General features: G+C 61.2%; 16 protein-coding genes. 5 read left to right on the top strand and 11 right to left on the bottom strand.

Features of this window, described 5'->3' with window-relative positions; all coding sequences use genetic code 11:
- Positions 1 to 26: 26 nt before the first annotated feature.
- From QYQ93_RS20475 to yegS, 3 genes are all read left to right on the top strand, one after another.
- Positions 27 to 509 (top strand): chemotaxis protein CheW, encoded by a 483-nt coding sequence (locus QYQ93_RS20475; protein ID WP_005790025.1) that lies wholly within the window; start codon positions 27 to 29, stop codon positions 507 to 509.
- The gene (locus QYQ93_RS20470; RefSeq protein ID WP_046071807.1) at positions 510 to 902 is read left to right on the top strand and encodes a DUF2802 domain-containing protein; all 393 of its coding nucleotides are present in this window, start codon (positions 510 to 512) and stop codon (positions 900 to 902) included.
- 321 nt (positions 903 to 1,223) lie between these two features.
- The gene (gene yegS / locus QYQ93_RS20465) at positions 1,224 to 2,144 is read left to right on the top strand and encodes a lipid kinase YegS (protein WP_043051086.1); all 921 of its coding nucleotides are present in this window, start codon (positions 1,224 to 1,226) and stop codon (positions 2,142 to 2,144) included.
- Here the strand turns inward: yegS and QYQ93_RS20460 are convergent.
- The 3 genes from QYQ93_RS20460 to QYQ93_RS20450 all read right to left on the bottom strand — a co-directional run bounded on the left by QYQ93_RS20460 (position 2,103) and on the right by QYQ93_RS20450 (position 4,449).
- Positions 2,103 to 2,762 (bottom strand): response regulator transcription factor, encoded by a 660-nt coding sequence (locus QYQ93_RS20460; RefSeq protein WP_043051085.1) that lies wholly within the window; start codon positions 2,760 to 2,762, stop codon positions 2,103 to 2,105. The genes yegS and QYQ93_RS20460 overlap by 42 nt on opposite strands.
- Positions 2,759 to 3,652, bottom strand: a complete 894-nt coding sequence (locus QYQ93_RS20455; RefSeq protein WP_043051084.1) for a sensor histidine kinase — start codon at positions 3,650 to 3,652, stop codon at positions 2,759 to 2,761. The genes QYQ93_RS20460 and QYQ93_RS20455 overlap by 4 nt, the downstream gene beginning before the upstream one ends.
- A gap of 347 nt (positions 3,653 to 3,999) precedes the next feature.
- Complete coding sequence (locus QYQ93_RS20450) at positions 4,000 to 4,449, bottom strand: hypothetical protein (RefSeq protein WP_200893594.1); 450 nt, start codon at positions 4,447 to 4,449, stop codon at positions 4,000 to 4,002.
- Positions 4,450 to 4,999: 550 nt separating this feature from the next.
- Between QYQ93_RS20450 and QYQ93_RS20445 the strand changes: the two genes are divergently transcribed.
- Entirely contained in the window at positions 5,000 to 5,935 is a 936-nt protein-coding gene (locus QYQ93_RS20445; RefSeq protein WP_043051083.1) for a chemotaxis protein CheV, read from the top strand.
- 37 nt (positions 5,936 to 5,972) lie between these two features.
- Complete coding sequence (locus QYQ93_RS20440) at positions 5,973 to 6,776, top strand: MOSC domain-containing protein (RefSeq protein WP_338475372.1); 804 nt, start codon at positions 5,973 to 5,975, stop codon at positions 6,774 to 6,776.
- Positions 6,777 to 6,824: 48 nt separating this feature from the next.
- On the opposite strand, the gene QYQ93_RS20435 is transcribed toward QYQ93_RS20440, so the two are convergent.
- The 8 genes from QYQ93_RS20435 to QYQ93_RS20395 form a co-directional block, all read right to left on the bottom strand.
- Positions 6,825 to 7,109, bottom strand: coding sequence for a pyrimidine/purine nucleoside phosphorylase (locus QYQ93_RS20435; RefSeq protein ID WP_003226701.1), 285 nt, complete (start codon positions 7,107 to 7,109; stop codon positions 6,825 to 6,827).
- Positions 7,110 to 7,305: 196 nt separating this feature from the next.
- A complete protein-coding gene (locus QYQ93_RS20425; RefSeq protein WP_043051081.1) occupies positions 7,306 to 7,848 on the bottom strand; it encodes an exonuclease domain-containing protein in 543 nt (180 codons plus the stop codon).
- Positions 7,849 to 7,923: 75 nt separating this feature from the next.
- Complete coding sequence (locus QYQ93_RS20420; protein WP_338475371.1) at positions 7,924 to 9,807, bottom strand: acetyl/propionyl/methylcrotonyl-CoA carboxylase subunit alpha; 1,884 nt, start codon at positions 9,805 to 9,807, stop codon at positions 7,924 to 7,926.
- A gap of 101 nt (positions 9,808 to 9,908) precedes the next feature.
- Positions 9,909 to 10,670 carry an enoyl-CoA hydratase/isomerase family protein gene (locus QYQ93_RS20415; protein WP_338475370.1) on the bottom strand — a complete coding sequence of 254 codons (762 nt, stop codon included), beginning with the start codon at positions 10,668 to 10,670 and terminating at the stop codon, positions 9,909 to 9,911.
- Positions 10,667 to 11,824 carry a citronellyl-CoA dehydrogenase gene (gene atuD / locus QYQ93_RS20410; RefSeq protein ID WP_338475369.1) on the bottom strand — a complete coding sequence of 386 codons (1,158 nt, stop codon included), beginning with the start codon at positions 11,822 to 11,824 and terminating at the stop codon, positions 10,667 to 10,669. The genes QYQ93_RS20415 and atuD overlap by 4 nt, the downstream gene beginning before the upstream one ends.
- Before the next feature lie 79 nt (positions 11,825 to 11,903).
- Positions 11,904 to 13,520: a geranyl-CoA carboxylase subunit beta gene (gene atuC, locus QYQ93_RS20405; RefSeq protein ID WP_338475368.1), complete on the bottom strand. Its 1,617-nt coding sequence runs from the start codon at positions 13,518 to 13,520 to the stop codon at positions 11,904 to 11,906.
- A 4-nt stretch (positions 13,521 to 13,524) separates the two neighbouring features.
- Positions 13,525 to 14,397, bottom strand: a complete 873-nt coding sequence (locus QYQ93_RS20400; protein ID WP_338475367.1) for an SDR family oxidoreductase — start codon at positions 14,395 to 14,397, stop codon at positions 13,525 to 13,527.
- Between the two features lie 12 nt (positions 14,398 to 14,409).
- The gene (locus tag QYQ93_RS20395; protein WP_338475366.1) at positions 14,410 to 16,188 is read right to left on the bottom strand and encodes an acyclic terpene utilization AtuA family protein; all 1,779 of its coding nucleotides are present in this window, start codon (positions 16,186 to 16,188) and stop codon (positions 14,410 to 14,412) included.
- Positions 16,189 to 16,294: the final 106 nt, after the last annotated feature.

Genomic DNA, 16,294 nt, shown 5'->3' with positions numbered 1-16,294 from the left:
GAACGGCACTTGAAGGGGTCAGAGAGATGAACAAGTCAGCGTCCGCACAAGGTTTGGATGATCCGATCCTGCAATGGGTTACCTTCAAACTGGACAACGAAACCTACGGCATCAACGTCATGCGTGTGCAGGAAGTGCTGCGCTATACCGAAATCGCGCCAGTGCCGGGTGCGCCAAGCTACGTGCTGGGCATCATCAACCTGCGCGGCAACGTGGTGACCGTGATCGACACCCGCCAGCGCTTCGGCCTGGACACGGTCGAAGTCAGCGATAATACGCGCATTGTGATTATCGAAGCCGACAAGCAAGTGGTCGGGATCATGGTCGACAGCGTGGCCGAAGTGGTCTATCTGCGCCAATCGGAAGTGGAAACCGCGCCGAACGTGGGTAACGAAGAGTCGGCCAAGTTCATCCAGGGCGTGTGCAACAAGAACAACGAACTGTTGATTCTGGTTGAGCTGGACAAGATGATGAGCGAAGAAGAATGGTCGGAACTGGAGAGCATCTGATTGTTCCTTGAGGCAGCGGTGATTGTCCTGGCCCTGTTATGGGCCGGGACCTTGGCGTTTGTGCTGCGCTATGTACGCCAGCAACGGGAGTTGGCCCTGCAACAGGCCGAACGCGATGCGGTGCGCGACCGGCGCATCCTGGAACTGGTCAAGCGGGTCGACCACTTTCAGCAAAGTGCCGTGCGGGTCGGGGATGAAGTGCATGAGCTGCGCGCGATTCTTGCGCCATTGCCGGATAAGTTGGTGCAGTTGGAGCAGCGCGATCCTTCGAACCTGTCGTTTGCCCAGGCCGCCAAGCTGGTGGGCATGGGCGCGACCGTGGATGAGCTGACGCAGTCCTGCGGGTTGACCCAGGCTGAGGCGCAGTTGATGAGTAAGTTGCACAAGAGCTGATGGGGGCTGGGCTTGCTGGGTTCAAGGTGGGAGGGGGCTTGCCCTAATGCCAGTCATTTAAGGCTTTTTGTAGGAGCGAGCTTGCTCGCGAAAAACTCACAGGCGCCGCATTCATTCAGAAAGCACGCGTTATCGTTAACGTTTCTCGCGAGCAAGCTCGCTCCTACAGAGGGCGATGTACGTTTAACTGACTGGCATTAGGGTATGCCCCCTCCCACCTTTTGATCGCCATACATCAGTCAATTTTCTCCAGCCACAGACTTTTCCTGTTCCCCAAGGGTCAACATCCTTCAAGCACCCTGACCCAGGAGATACCCCCAAATGACCACCCCCAAAGCCCTGTTGATCCTCCATGGCAAACAAGCCCTGAACGAGGACGTGCGTGCCGCCGTGCTGGCCAGGCGCAAGCAGGGTTGGGAACTGGCGGTGCGAGTGACCTGGGAAGGTGGTGATGCCCAGCGCCTGGTCAACGAAGCACTGGATGGCGGGTATACCCATATCATCGCCGGTGGCGGCGACGGCACCCTGCGCGATGTGGCCGAGGCCATGGCCCTGGCCAAGACCGATGCCAGCCTGGTGCTGATGCCCCTGGGCACCGCCAATGACTTCGCCAAGGCCGCCGGCGTGCCGTTGGAACCGGCTGGCGCATTGGCCTTGCTTGACGTTCAACCCAGGGCAATCGACCTTGGCCAGGTGGGCGGGCAGATCTTCCTGAACATGGCTACTGGCGGTTTCGGCAGCCAGGTCACGGCCAACACCTCCGAAGACCTGAAGAAAGTCCTCGGCGGTGCCGCCTACCTGTTCACCGGTTTATCGCGCTTCAGTGAATTGAAAGCCGCCTACGGGGAGCTGGAAGGCCCGGATTTCCACTGGAAGGGCGAGCTGCTCGCACTGGGTATCGGCAACGGGCGGCAGGCCGGTGGCGGGCATGTCCTGTGCCCCGGCGCATTGGCCGATGATGGATTGCTCGACGTCAGCATCCTGCCGGCCCCCCAGGAGGTGGTCGGTACGCTGCGTGAGTTGATGAACAACGGCTGGGGCCTGGACACCATGTTCGTTCGAGCACGCCTGCCATGGGTCAATATCAAGGTCGCGCAAGGCTTGTATATCAACCTCGATGGTGAGCCGCTGGAAGGCGATGACCTGCATTTCGAGGCATTGCCCAAGGCCCTGCGTGTGCACCTGCCGCTGGGATCGCCGTTAGTCGTCCAGGCTGATGATCTGCTCGCGCACGGCGAATAGCACCAGGCCCGCCACGTCGAAAATCTGCAGGCGCTTCATGATCTGCGAGCGATGGGCTTCCACGGTCTTGATGCTCAGCCCCAGGCCGTGGGCGATTTCCCGGGTGGACTTGCCGCGTACGATCAGGCGCAGGATTTCCAACTGCCGCGCCGTCAGGTTGTGGCTGTGGGCAACGGGGGCGCTCTGACCCTGGCTGTGGATCAGCGCCTGGTTGATCACCGTATGGGCGATGGCGGGGCTCAGGTAGCGTTCGTTGTTACGCAGGGCCAGCAGGGCATGCTCCAGCTCGCTGGCGGTAGTGTCCTTGAGCAGGTAGCCATGGGCGCCAGACTCCAGCGCACGCATGATCAGCTCGGGGTCGGTGTGCATCGACAGGATCAGCACCTTGCACTTGGGGTAGGCATTTTTGAGTTGCTGCAACGCATCCAGGCCGCCGGTATGTTTCATCGACAGGTCGAGTAACACGATGTCCGGCTGCAGGGCACTGAATTGCTCAAGCAGTTGCGCACCATCGCTGGCCTCGCCGACCACACTGTAGCCGGGGATATCCAGGATCAGCGCACGCACACCGGCACGAATCAATGCGTGGTCATCGACCAGAAGTAAAGTGCAGGTCACTCGAGAACCTTAGGGGCGCTGGCCCGTTTGAGGGTGCGGGGCGCCCAGGGGAAAAGCGCGTCGATGCGTGTGCCTTTGCCTGGCTGGCTGCTGACGGTCAAGCTGCCCCCCAACTGATCGGTTCGCTCCGCCATGCCTGCCATGCCCCGTTGGCCTTCCCGGGCGGGGTCGGTGGCAGGCGAGAAGCCTCGGCCGTCATCGCAGATCATCAGCGACAAGCCCTCGGGCAGGCGTTGCAGGCGCACCAGCAGATTGTGCGCCTGAGCATGGCGAAGCATATTGGTGACGGCTTCCTGGGTGATGCGAAAGGCCGCCACGGCCATTTCTTCGGGGATGCCGGTCAGCCGTTGCTGGCACTCCAGGCTCCAGCACACCTGGGTGTTCTCCAAGACCTTGAGCAGGTGCGCACGCAGGCTGGCTTCCAGGCCCAGGCTTGCCAACTGGCGAGGGTTGAGGATAGCGGACACGTCGCGCACCTTGGCCAGGGTTTCGTTGAGTGTATTGCACAGCACCGAGCAATGGTTTTGCAGGTCTTGGGGCAGGCGGCGTTGCAGCCATTCGCTTTGCAATTTGGCGGCGGTCAGCAGTTGGCCAATATCGTCGTGCAGTTCGCGGCTGAGACGGTGGCGTTCGTTTTCCTGGACTTGCAGCAGGCGGTCGGCCAGTTCCTGGGGCTCAAACTTGATGGCTTTGCGCGAGCGCCACTGTTGCAGGCCGACCACCACCAGCGTGGCGAGGTTGAGCAGCAGGATCAATAACAGCAGCGGCGCGTCCTGCACGTAGGCCCATAGACTGGCCAGCGTTGCGCACAGGCACAGGGCGAGGACTACGCGACGTGCATGAATGCCCGACACGGACCTTGCGATGAGTGACTTGAGGCTGGCGTACATAGCGGATGGAGCCAATGAGGGTTCGCTGCGGGAAGACCGGTCATGGCGGTTGACTGGGCTCTGTTGGGAATGCGCTGCCGAATCGTATTTATCCATGATGAAGTTAAGTCACTTCGAGCGGGGCATAGTACCACCACTATTACCGTTGGTCGCCTGGCACTTTCCGTATTGGTTGTATTGGCCACGTCAACACCCTGAGCAATAGTCCCAGAGTTCAAAGATAGCCAGTTGTATGAATTAGAGTAGTTTGTACAACTACTGAAATGGGGGGGGCTAAGTGGGTTTCATCGTTTGAGCAAAAGCGGTCGTTTTCAGATAGCTCAGGTATTAAATACGACCTTTGCGGCTCACGGTCCCTGTTGCAAACGAGACTGCAAGTCAGGGGCATGATCTTTTTGCGGGATCTGCGAGGTCACCGTTGCAATCAGCGATACCTGCTCACTGTCATCCAGGCCCAATTCGCCGGTACGGATGTCGATCAGCTCCAGTTGCCAGGCCAGCAGTGTCAGGCAGTCATGCAGCGCATCCAGTGCCTGGTCATGCAACTGCACGGGGCTCACAGCATTGGCGATCAGGTACTGGATATGCCGGGAGAACTCGCTGATCGCCTGCAAGGCCAGGCCGTCGGCTTTTTCAGCCAGTTTCGCCAGGTTGGCCTTCATGCAGTCGATGGCGTCGCTGTCGTTGCGGATCAGGTGCAGGTGGCTCAGGCATTCTTCAGACTTGGCCAACAGCATTTCAGCTTCCAGCAGAAAATCGGGAAGTGCTGTTTGCCATTCGTTTGCGCTATTCATCATGCAAGTCTCCACAACTTAAGGTCGGGTGATGAGATGTCGCACCGGGCGAATAGCTTAAAACTAGCGCTGAAATTTGACGGAGATCTGTAGGTCGCTTCCGATAATTTAGTAGGAAATTTATTTGAATACATACGAGTGCCCTGCATGGCCCTCATGATCCAAGGCGATTGCACAACTTCAGTTGCCGGTATGTAAGTGCCTGAAAGACCCGTAGGTCGTGGGCTTGGGATGGCAAACAAAAGCCTGACTCCATTCATGCAATGAGAATGGCGTCACATTAATGGCTATTAGATATCGCGAATATCAGGTTGGGCCTGATTGTGCCTAGGGGAATCCCTTACATGGCGGAACCTCGCGTCGATTTGAATGTCGCGCAAGGCTCGTTACTCTCATATGGAGAGGTCGTTGCAGTAAAGCATGATGTCAGTGTGACATCAATGCGTTTGCGTGGCATTTTACGTGGGTCAAGGTCTGGCGCGCGCCGCCGATAACCCACTTTAAGAGCGACGCACGCATCCGTTGCATACCCCCAGCACACCAGGAGCTTTCAATGGCCGGCATTCTCGACACGGTAGATCAACGCACGCAATTGGTGGGGGAGAATCGCCTGGAGATTCTCATGTTCCGCCTGGCTGGGCGGCAGTTGTTCGCCATCAACGTGTTCAAGGTGCAGGAAGTGCTGCAACTGCCCAAGCTGACCCTGATGCCCCAACGCCATCCTTTCGTGTGCGGGGTGGTCAACCTGCGTGGCCAGACCCTGCCAGTGATCGACCTGTCCCAGGCCATCGGCATGCGTCCTCTGGTGCCAGGGCCGAACAGCACCATCATCGTCACCGAATACAACCGTTCGGTGCAGGCCTTCCTGGTGGGCGGCGTGGACCGCATCGTCAACATGAACTGGGAAGCCATCCTGCCTCCGCCGACCAGCGCCGGACGCCAGCATTACCTTACCGCCATCAGCAAGGTCGATGACCAGTTGGTGGAAATCATCGACGTGGAGAAAGTCCTCGCCGAGATCGTGCCCTACAACGCCAAGGTTTCCCGGGAAAAACTCGAGGACCCGATCCTGGAGCGTGCCCGTGGCCGCGAAGTGCTGCTGGTGGACGACTCCAACGTGGCGCTGTCGCAGTTGCGTGACACCCTCGGCCAGTTGGGCGTGAAGATGCACATCGCCAGTGACGGCCTCAAGGCTCTGAACATGCTCAAGGCCTGGGCTGACACGGGCCAGGTGATGACCGACAAGCTGCTGATGATCTTCACCGACGCCGAAATGCCGGAGATGGACGGCTATCGCCTGACCACCGAAATTCGCAATGATCCGCGCCTGCGTGGCCTCTACGTGGTGCTGCACACTTCACTGTCGGGCAGCTTCAACGAGTCGATGGTCAAGAAGGTCGGCTGCGACAATTTCCTCTCCAAATTCCAGCCGGACAAGCTGGTGGATGTGGTGCGCCAACGACTGATGTTGGACGAAGTGCCTGTCTGAGTTAGGATGACACTTTGTGTCCTAGGAATGCAGGCCCATGCTTCGTCTCAGTGCTTTGTACCGTTACCCGTTGAAATCCGGCAAGGGCGAACCCTTGCAGCAGATCGGCCTGGATAAACTCGGGTTGCACGGGGATCGACGCTGGATGCTGGTGGACGAAGCCAGCGGGCGGTTCCTGACGCAACGGGCCGTGGCGAAGATGAGCCAACTGTCGGCGCTGTGGAACAGCATGGGCGGCCTGACCCTCAGTTCGCCCGGTCATGCGCCGCTGGAGGTGGCTTTGCCCGGCGACGAGGACTTACGCGGTGTCACCATCTGGCGCGACACCCTGCGCGTACCGGATGCGGGCGATGCAGCGGCGGCCTGGGTCAGTGCGTTCATCGGCAAACCCACGCGCCTGGTGCATATGCCCCTGGAGCGTGCGCGTTCTACCGACTCCGGTTATGGCCAGGATCACGATCAGGTGGGGTTCGCCGACGGTTACCCCTTGCTGCTGATCGGGCAGGCTTCTCTGGACGACCTGTGTGCGCAGATCGGCCGGCCGATGGAGATGCTGCGCTTTCGTCCCAACCTGGTGATCGAGGGCGCCGAAGCCTTCGCCGAAGATGGCTGGAAACGCTTGCGCATCGGCGACGTGGAGTTTCGGGTGGTCAAGCCGTGCTCGCGTTGCATCCTCACCACCATTGACCCGCAGACCGGCGAGCGCAGCCCCGACCGAGAGCCTTTCGCGACGCTGGAGACCTATCGCAAGACAGAGAAGGGCGCGATGTTCGGCCAGAACCTGGTCAACGACGGCATCGGGCGCCTGGAAGTCGGCATGCCGGTGACGCTGCTGGAATAAAAAATGCCCGTCTCGCTGGAGACGGGCATTTTTGTTTGCCGGTGATGCTTAGCCGCGGTATTCACACAGGTAAGCGGTGTCCACGGCGACCTTCAACTGGAACTTGCTGTTGGCCGGTACGTTGAACTGGCTGCCGGCGGCGAAGGTTTCCCAGTCGCTGCTGTCGGGCAGCTTGACGGTCAGGGCGCCGGAGACCACGTGCATGATTTCACGCTGGGCGGTGCCGAATTCGTATTCACCCGGGGCCATCACGCCGATGGTCGCCGGCCCTTCTGCGGTGCCGAAAGCGATCGACTTGACGGTGCCGTCGAAGTACTCGTTGACTTTGAACATGGGTGAATCCTCAAAAAAGGGTCAAGGCTTACGCCACCACTGTAGGAGCGGGCTTGCTCGCGAAGATCGTCAACGATAACGCAGCGCATCCGGTTAAACGCGGTGCTCTCAGGTTTTTCGCGAGCAAGTTCGCTCCTACAGGTGGGCAGCATCAAGGAAAGTGGTTGTCCAGTATGCCCAAGGCTGCAAGCGCTGCCTAGACCGGCAAAATCAACGGCAACAGGCGTGCGGTGTTGCGCGCATCTTCCAACGCGCGATGCTGCTGGCCATGGAACTGCATCCCCGCCAATTGCAGGGCGCCATTGAGGCCCAGCGGCTTGTCCAGGCGCCGGGCCTTGGCAAAGCGTTGCTTGAGATTCACATGGGGCGTTTGGCCAAGCGCACTGCCCAGGCCATGGCGTTGCCATTCCAGCTCAAGCTGCACGCGATCGTAATCCCCCCAGCTGGCCCAGCCTTCCAGGCGTGCCTGATGCTGGCCCAGCCAGCGCTCGAACAGCGGCCACACCTCGGTGATCGGTGCGGCTGCGTCGATATTGGCCTGGGTGATGTGGGTCAGTTTGCGGCAAAAGGGCGTCAGCAATGGCCGTCGCAGTGGCCGCACAAAGCGCTGGAAGTGATCCAGTTCGCGACCCTGGCGGTTGACCAGGCTGGCGCCGATCTCGATGACTTCCATCTCCGTCACGGGCCAGCCGCCGTCATCCGTTGTGGCTTCAAGGTCAATAATCAGCCAATGAGGCATGGTGCAGGTTCCCGTACTCGTCCCTTCCTGATGGGGATAGAGCGTAGCCCGGCCATGTAGTTCCGCCCAGGGCCGTTATTCGATCTCCAGCAAAACCTGGCGATTGCGCACTTGATCGCCCGTCACGACCTGCACGCCCTTGATGATGCCATCGATGCCGGCCTTCAGCGGGTGCTCCATTTTCATCGCTTCGAGCACCAGCAGCAGTTGGCCTTTGCTGACCCGCTCACCGACGCTGACGCGTATGTCGACGATGGCGCCGTCCATGGGGGCCTTGACCGTGCCACTGCTGGCGTCGGCCCGGCGGCTGGCGACTTGCTGGGTGCGGTTGACTACCTTCATGCCGGGCAGCCACAACTGGGTGTCGTCAAGGTGGTAGGCGATACGCCGGCGGATACCATTGAGTACCCATGTAGCCCAACGCCCGTCGGTGGTGAGTTGCAGGGCGTCGACACTCACGGTGTGGATTTCGCCATTGGCCTCAAGGCGATAGGTACACGGAGCATTGGCATTGTTGCGCCATCCTGCCAGACCTTGGGGATGCTGGTCGGCGCTGTGTCTATAAAATAGCGCTGCTGCCAAGCTGAGCTGTTCGTTTGAGAGCACCTGGGGCGGTATTTCGCCGAAGTGTTCGGCGATAAATGCGGTGCTGAAATCGCCGACGATAAAACCCGGATGCTTGAGCAAATCAGCCAATAGCTGCTGATTCGTGGTGACGCCGAGTAACACCGTGTCTTCCACCGCCCGCAGCAACTTACGTCGGGCCTCTTCACGGTTGGCGCCATGGACGATGATTTTGCCCAGCATCGGGTCATAGAACGGGCTGATTTGGTCTCCTTCACACAAACCATGGTCAATACGCACGCCGGGGGCGGGCTCCCAACGCAACACTTCACCGGTTTGCGGCAGGAAACCCTGGGCCGGGTCTTCGGCGTACAGGCGCACCTCCATGGCATGGCCGTTGAGGGCTACATCGGCCTGTGCCAACGCAAGGGGCTGGCCGGCGGCGATGTGCAGTTGCCAGGCCACCAGGTCGAGGCCGGTGATCAGTTCGGTCACCGGGTGTTCGACTTGCAGGCGTGTATTCATTTCCAGGAAATAGAACCGGCCGTTGCGGTCGAGCAGAAACTCCACGGTGCCGGCGCCGACGTAATTCACCGCCTGTCCAGCCTTGAGCGCGGCTTCGCCCATGGCCTGGCGCAACTCGGCGGTCATCACCGGGCAAGGGGCTTCTTCGATGATTTTCTGATGGCGGCGCTGGATCGAACAGTCGCGCTCGCCGAGGTAGATCAGGTTGCCATGGCTGTCGCCGAACAGTTGCACTTCAACGTGGCGTGGGTCGACCAGCGCCTGTTCGAGGATCAGTTCGTCGCTGCCGAAGGCGTTCATGGCTTCCGAGCGTGCGGTGCGCAGTTGCTCCAGCAACTGTTCGGGTTGGTGCACCAGGCGCATGCCACGCCCACCGCCACCGGCGCTGGCCTTGATCATCAAGGGGAAACCGATGCGTTCGGCTTCCCGTTGCAGGGTGGCATCGTCCTGGGCGCTGCCTTGGTAGCCGGCGATACAAGGTACGCCGGCATCGAGCATGGCGAGCTTGGACAGGCGCTTGCTGCCCATCAGTTCGATGGCTTCGACGCTGGGGCCGATGAAGGTGATATTGGCGTTCTGGCAGGCACGGGCGAAGTCGGGGTTTTCCGAGAGGAAGCCGTAGCCAGGGTGGATGGCGTCGGCGCCGGTGCGTTGGGCGGCGTCGAGGATGGCAGCTATGTTCAGGTAGGACTGATGGGCGGGGGCGGGGCCGATGTTCACGGCTTCGTCGGCCATCTGCACGTGCAGGGCGTGGCTGTCGGCGTCGCTGTACACGGCGACGGTGCGGTAACCCAATGCCTGGGCGGTACGTTGGATGCGGCAGGCGATTTCGCCGCGGTTGGCGATCAGGATTTTGCTGAAGGCGGGCATTGGTCTATTCCTTGAAGGATGGATTGGCTGTTCTGGCCTCATCGGGAGCAAGCCCCCTCCCACATTTCGGTCTGCGTACATCCGGTAAATATCCACCCCATTCAGCGAGCCCACCGAGGCTTGCGCTTGTGCACAAACGCCTGTGTGCCCTCAATCCCTTCCTCGCTCGCCACTGCCTCGGCAAACCACTGCGCCCCGCGGTCCAGCACGGCACCAAGCGGCTCATCCACGCTGGCCAGCAACAGGGATTTGGTCCGCGCATTAGCCGCCGGCGCACACTGCAGCACCTGTCCAAGCACTTCGTCCAGGCGCTGAGCCAGTGCCTGGGCATCGAGCTCGACAAAATGCACTACCCCCAACCGCTCGGCTTCAACCCCATCGAACCGTGCCGCCGTCAGCGCCAGTCGGCGTGCCTGGGTCAAGCCGATGCGCTTGACTACAAACGGCGCAATCTGCGCCGGCAGCAACCCCAGGCGGGTCTCGGGCAAGCCGAACTGGGCCTGGTGGTCGGCGATCGCAATATCACTCACGCACGCCAAGCCAAAGCCGCCACCCAGCACCGCGCCTTGCAGCAATACAATCACCGCCTGCGGCAGCGCCTCTACCTCTTGCAGCAAGGTGCCAAATGCCCGGTTCAACGCTTGTAACTGACCGCCTGCGCCGACCAAGTCCTTCACATCGGCCCCCGCGCAGAAGTGCCCACCCGCGCCACTGATCACCACGGCGCGCACCTGGCTGTCCAACTGTGCCAATACCGCACGCAGTTCCTTGACCATTGCCAGGCTCATCGCATTGCGACATTCGGGCCGGTTGAGGGTGATATGCAGCACGCCGTTATGGGCTTCGAGCAGCAAGGTGTTCATGGCTTTTTACCGGGCAGGGTGCCCATCAGTTTGCAGATGATGCCCAGCATGATTTCGTCGGCGCCGCCGCCAATCGATACCAGGCGCACGTCGCGATAGGCGCGAGCAACCGGGTTGTCCCACATGAAGCCCATGCCGCCCCAATATTGCAGGCAGCTGTCGCTGACCTCGCGGCCCAGCCGCCCGGCCTTGAGCTTGGCCATCGACGCCAGGCGAGTGACGTCCTGGCCCTTGATGTATTGCTCGGTGGCCTGGTAGACCAAGGCGCGCAGGCATTCGATTTCAGTGCCAAGTTCGGCCAGGCGGAAATGGATCACCTGGTTGTCGATCAACGCCTTGCCGAAGGTCTGGCGCTCCTTGCAGTACGCGATGGTGCTGTCGATGCAGTACTCCAGGCCCTTGATCATATTGGCCGCGCCAAACAGGCGCTCTTCCTGGAATTGCAGCATCTGCATCATGAAGCCCGCACCTTCCTGGCCGATGCGGTTGCGCTGCGGCACGCGCACGCCGTCGAAGAACACCTGGGCGGTCTCGGAGCTGTGCATGCCGAGCTTTTCCAGGGGTGGGCTGACGCTGATGCCCGGGGTGTTCATCGGCACCATGATCAACGATTTGTTGATGTGCGGCTTGTCATCGGAGGTGTTGGCCAGCAGGCAGATAAAGTCGGCGCTGGGCGAGTTGGTGATCCACATCTTGCTGCCGTTGATCACGTAGTCGCCGCCGTCCTTGCGCGCATGGGTCTTGAGCCCGGCCACATCGGAGCCGGCGCCGGCTTCCGAAACACCGATGCAACCGACCTGTTCGCCGCTGATGGCCGGGCGCAGGAATTCGTCGCGCAGTTCATCGCAGCCGAAGCGGGCCAGGGCCGGGGTGCACATATCGGTCTGCACGCCGATGGACATGGGGATGCCGCCACAGCGAATGCTGCCGAATTCTTCCGCAGCGACGATGGAATAGCTGTAGTCAAGGCCCATGCCGCCGAACTGCTCCGGCTTGGAAATGCCCAGCAGACCGAGGTCGCCGGCTTTGCGGAAGATTTCATGAATAGGAAAACGCCCGGCTTTTTCCCATTCATCCACATGGGGGTTGATCTCGCGGTCGACGAAGGCGCGCACTGTGCGGCGCAGTTCCTGGTGTTCTTGGGTGAAGATCATTTTTTATTGTGCTCCCTGTTGGGACGCGGAGCGTCCTGGGCTGCATTCCCACGCGGGAGCGTGGGAACGATCATCGTCGTTAGAAACGCGCTACACCAAAGCTGTTCGGTTGCAGTTGCCGCCGTTCGGCTTCATCACAGATATCCAATAGAAACCCGAGCAAGGTACGGGTATCCCGTGGATCAATCAGCCCGTCGTCCCACAGGTTGGCGCTGCCGTAGAGTGCGGTGGATTGGCTGTCGAGCTTCTGCGCGGTGACCTGTTCGAGCATGTCCAGCACCTTGGGATCGGGCACCAGGCCATCCTTCAACTGCTTAGCTTCGGTGACGATGCGCAGCACCTTGCCGGCCTGCGCGCCGCCCATCACCGCCGTGCGGCTGTTGGGCCAGGCAAAGATAAAGCGTGGGTCCAGGCCGCGGCCGCACATCGCATAGTTGCCGGCACCGTAGGAACCGCCGACGACAATGGTGAGCTTCGGCACACGGGCGTTGGCCACCGCCTGGATCATCTTTGCGCCGTGCTTGATCACCCCTTGCTGTTCAGACTCGGTGCCGACCATGAAACCGGTGGTGTTGTGCAGGAACAGCAGTGGTGTGCGGCTCTGGTCGCACAGCTGGATAAACTGCGCGGCCTTGCTCGCGCCCTTGGGCGTGATGGGACCGTTGTTGCCGATCACGCCGACGGCGCGCCCCTGGATCTGCAGGTGGCCGCAGACGGTGTGGGCGTCGAACTCGCCCTTGAATTCAAGAAAGTGCGAGCCGTCGGCCAGGCGTGCGAGTATCTCGCGCACGTCGTAGGGTTTTTTCGGATCATCGGGGATCAGCCCCAGCAACTCTTCAATGGGATACAGCGGCTCTGCGTAGGCCCGTTTGGGCGCGAGGGGCAGACGCTGATTCCACGCCAGCAAGCCGACAACTTCACGCACGATGCGCACACCGTCGGCATCGTTTTCCGCCAGGTACTCAGCAGTGCCCGCGGTTTGCGCGTGCATCTCGGCGCCGCCCAGTGCCTCGTCGCTGGCGATTTCGCCGGTAGCGGCCTTGAGCAGCGGTGGTCCGGCGAGGAACAGCTTGGCCTTGCCGCGCACCACCACTACGTAATCCGACAAGCCCGGTTGATACGCACCGCCGGCGGTGGCCGAGCCGTGCACCACCGTGACCTGCGGCAGGCCCATGGCCGACATCCGCGCCTGGTTGGCGAAGCTGCGCGCGCCCTCGACGAAAATCTCGGCGGCATAGTTGAGGTTGGCACCGCCGCTTTCGGCCAGGGTCACCACCGGCAGTTTGTTTTCCATGGCGATCTGTTGCAGGCGCAGGGATTTTTTCAGGCCGGAGGGAGAAATGGTGCCGCCCTTGATTGCGCTGTTGTTGGCCACCACCAGCATGCGTACACCGCTGACATAGCCGATACCGGCAATCAGCCCGCCACCGGCGGCGCTGCCATCCTTGTCGTCGTGAAGTTTGTAGCCGGCAAGGCTGGCCAATTCGAGAAACGGCGCGCCGGGGTCGAGCAGCAGGTTGAGGCGCTCGCGGGGCAGCAGTTGGCCGCGCTTGTCGAACTTGGGCTTGGCTTCCTGGGCCTTGGCAAACAGGGTGTGCTCCAGTTGGCGCAACTGGGCGATGGTGGCCAACATGGCCTCGCGGTTTTGCGCGAACTGCGGGCTGTGGGTGTCGATCAGGCTTTCAATCATTGGCATAGGGTTATCGCTCCACCTTGAGTACATCCGGCAGGTAGGCGCGGTGGAAACCATTGAACGGTTCGCTCGGCGCCTGCGCCTTGTGCAGCGGCCACGCCCGGCTGCCCAGGCTGGCGGCGCCGTCGATGCGCAGGGTGCTGCCGCTGACGAAGGCCGCAGCCGGGCTGAGCAGAAATACGATGGCGGCGCTGACTTCCGACTCGGTGCCGATACGCTTGAGCGGTACATGTTCGCGCAGCGTCGGGATCACCGCCTTGAACGCGCCTTCATAGGTGTCCATGCCGCTGGAGGCGATCCAACCGGGGGCCACGGCGTTCACGCGAACCCCGGCGTAGCCCCATTCAAACGCGGCGGTCTTGGTGAAGTTGTCCATGCCCGAGCGCGAAGCGCCGGAGTGACCCATGCCTGGCATGCCACCCCACATGTCGGCGAGCATGTTGACGATGGCGCCACCGTGTTGGCTCATTGATTGGTTGAACACCTCCCGCGCCATCAGGAAACCGCCCACCAGGTTGGTGCGCAGTACGGTTTCAAAGCCTTTTTGATTGATTGCAGCCAGGGGCGACGGATATTGGCCGCCCGCGTTATTGACCAGGCCATGGATCGGGCCGTGATCGTGCATGACCTGGGTGATCAACGTCTTTACCGCCTCTTCATCACGGATATCACAGGCCAGCCAATAGGCGACGCCGCCGTCTTCGGCAATTTCCGCCGCGACCTTCTGCAGCTTGTCCGTCTTGCGCCCCACCAGAATGACACGGGCGCCAAGGGCCGCCAGTTCATGGGCGGTGCAGCGGCCAATGCCACTGCCGCCACCGGTGACAATCACGGTTTGCCCCTGGAACAGGTCGGCTTTGAAGATCGAGTTGAAGGCCACGGCGAGGGTCCTTTAGGTCAATTGATCGGCGATGTGTTGCGGCACGGCGATAGGAATTTCCAGCAACTGCTGGGCGAAGGCCTTGCCTTGGGGGTCGATGCGCAGGCTGGCGATGCCGCCACCGCCCAAGGCATTTTCCAGCAGGAAATTCAGGCTGTGGCTGCCGGGCAAATACCAGCGTTCTACACGGCCACAGATCGGATCGAGCACATGGCCCATCCAGTCGACGATCACCTCCGGGGTCAGCGTTTCGGCGATCCACGGCAGGTAGTCGGGGTGGCGGGCGATCACGCCGATATTGCTGTGGTTACCCTTGTCACCGGAGCGCGCCACGGCAAGTTTCACCAGCGGTACATTGGCGTCGGCGCGACCCTGGGGTTTGGCGGGCTCAATGGGTGCGGCCGGGGTGAGCATGGCGGCAGAGGCGGGCAGTTCGACAGTATGGCGTTGGCCTTGGTAGTCGATGACCACTTCGCAGCACGATTTGTCGATCAGGAACGAAAACAGCCGGATCAGCGGATACACCGTGGGCCGCCCGCCGACGATGCCGGTCAACCCCGGCGCCATGCCGGTGGCCGCCTGGGCGATCTCGCGGGCGAACAGCACCAGCGCCTGCTTGCTCGGGTGCCGTACGGCGAGCTTGACCACCACCTCGCGGCAGTCCTCACGCCGTGCATGGGTACCGTAGGTGGCTTCGCTGCCGAGCAGTTCGATATTGACCTCGGAGTAGGGCGCCCAGCCACGTTGGCTGAACAGCTCCGAGGTCTTGTTGATGATCGCCTCGCTGACTCGCTCGGCCTTGGCCACTGCGTCAATGCCTGCAAGCAGGCAACTGGCGGTACAGCGAAAGCCATCGGGGTAGGTGACGCTGACCTTGTACTGATCGGTGGGTGGCAGTCCCCTGGCGCCATGCAGGCGTACAGAGTGTTTGCCCTGTTGCTGCAATTTGACCTGGCTGAAATCGCAGATCACGTCCGGCAGCAGGTAGGCACGCGGGTCGCCGATTTCATACAGCAGCTGTTCAGCCACGCTGAGTTCGCTGATCAGTCCGCCGCTGCCCTCGACCTTGTTCACGGTGAACTGGCCGTCGGCGCTGACTTCGACGATGGGGAAACCGATGTGCTCGTAGTCCGGCACATCGCGCCAATCGGTGAAGTTGCCGCCGGTGCACTGGGCGCCGCATTCGATGATATGCCCGGCCAGGGCAGCCTGCGCCAGGCGATCGTAGTCTTGCCATGACCAGTTGAATTCATGCACCAGTGCTGCGCTGACCACTGCACTGTCGACCACCCGGCCGGTGATAACGATATCGGCGCCCAGCTCCAGGGCCTGGGCGATGCCTGGCGCACCGAGATAGGCATTGGCGGATACGCACAGAGGCGGCAGAGGGGCACCGGTGAACATGTCGGTGACCGTGGCCAGGTGCTTGAGCTGGGGTTGCAGGTCATCGCCGAGCAACACAGCGATTTTCAGCCCGTTGCCGGCCTGGTCGCAGGCCGCTTGCAGCGCGGCGGCGCATGCCTGGGGGTTGATGCCGCCGGCATTGCTGATCACGCGGATACCCTGGCGCTGGATATCCGCCAGCAAGGGCGTGAGCACCTCGACAAAATCCGTGGCGTAACCGGCCTTGGGGTCTTTCATGCGCGCACCGGCCAGAATCGACATCGTGACCTCGGCCAAATAGTCGAACACCAGGTAATCCAAGGCACCGTCATGCACCAGCTGGGCGGCAGCGGTGCAGGTGTCGCCCCAGAAGGCGCTGGCGCAGCCGATACGAACCGTCTTGCTCATGAGAAATCCTTGCTCTAATGGCTGGCGTCGAGACTACCAAGCAAGCGCTTGGTTTGTAAACTGTCGAAACAAGTTTCACCCAAGCGCTTGCTTGGGTAGCTGCCAC

The sequence above is a fragment of the Pseudomonas khavaziana genome (assembly GCF_036704165.1).
Classification (GTDB): domain Bacteria; phylum Pseudomonadota; class Gammaproteobacteria; order Pseudomonadales; family Pseudomonadaceae; genus Aquipseudomonas; species Aquipseudomonas khavaziana.
Note: the sequence above shows the minus strand (reverse complement) of the source record. Positions and strands in the feature narration are given on the sequence as shown.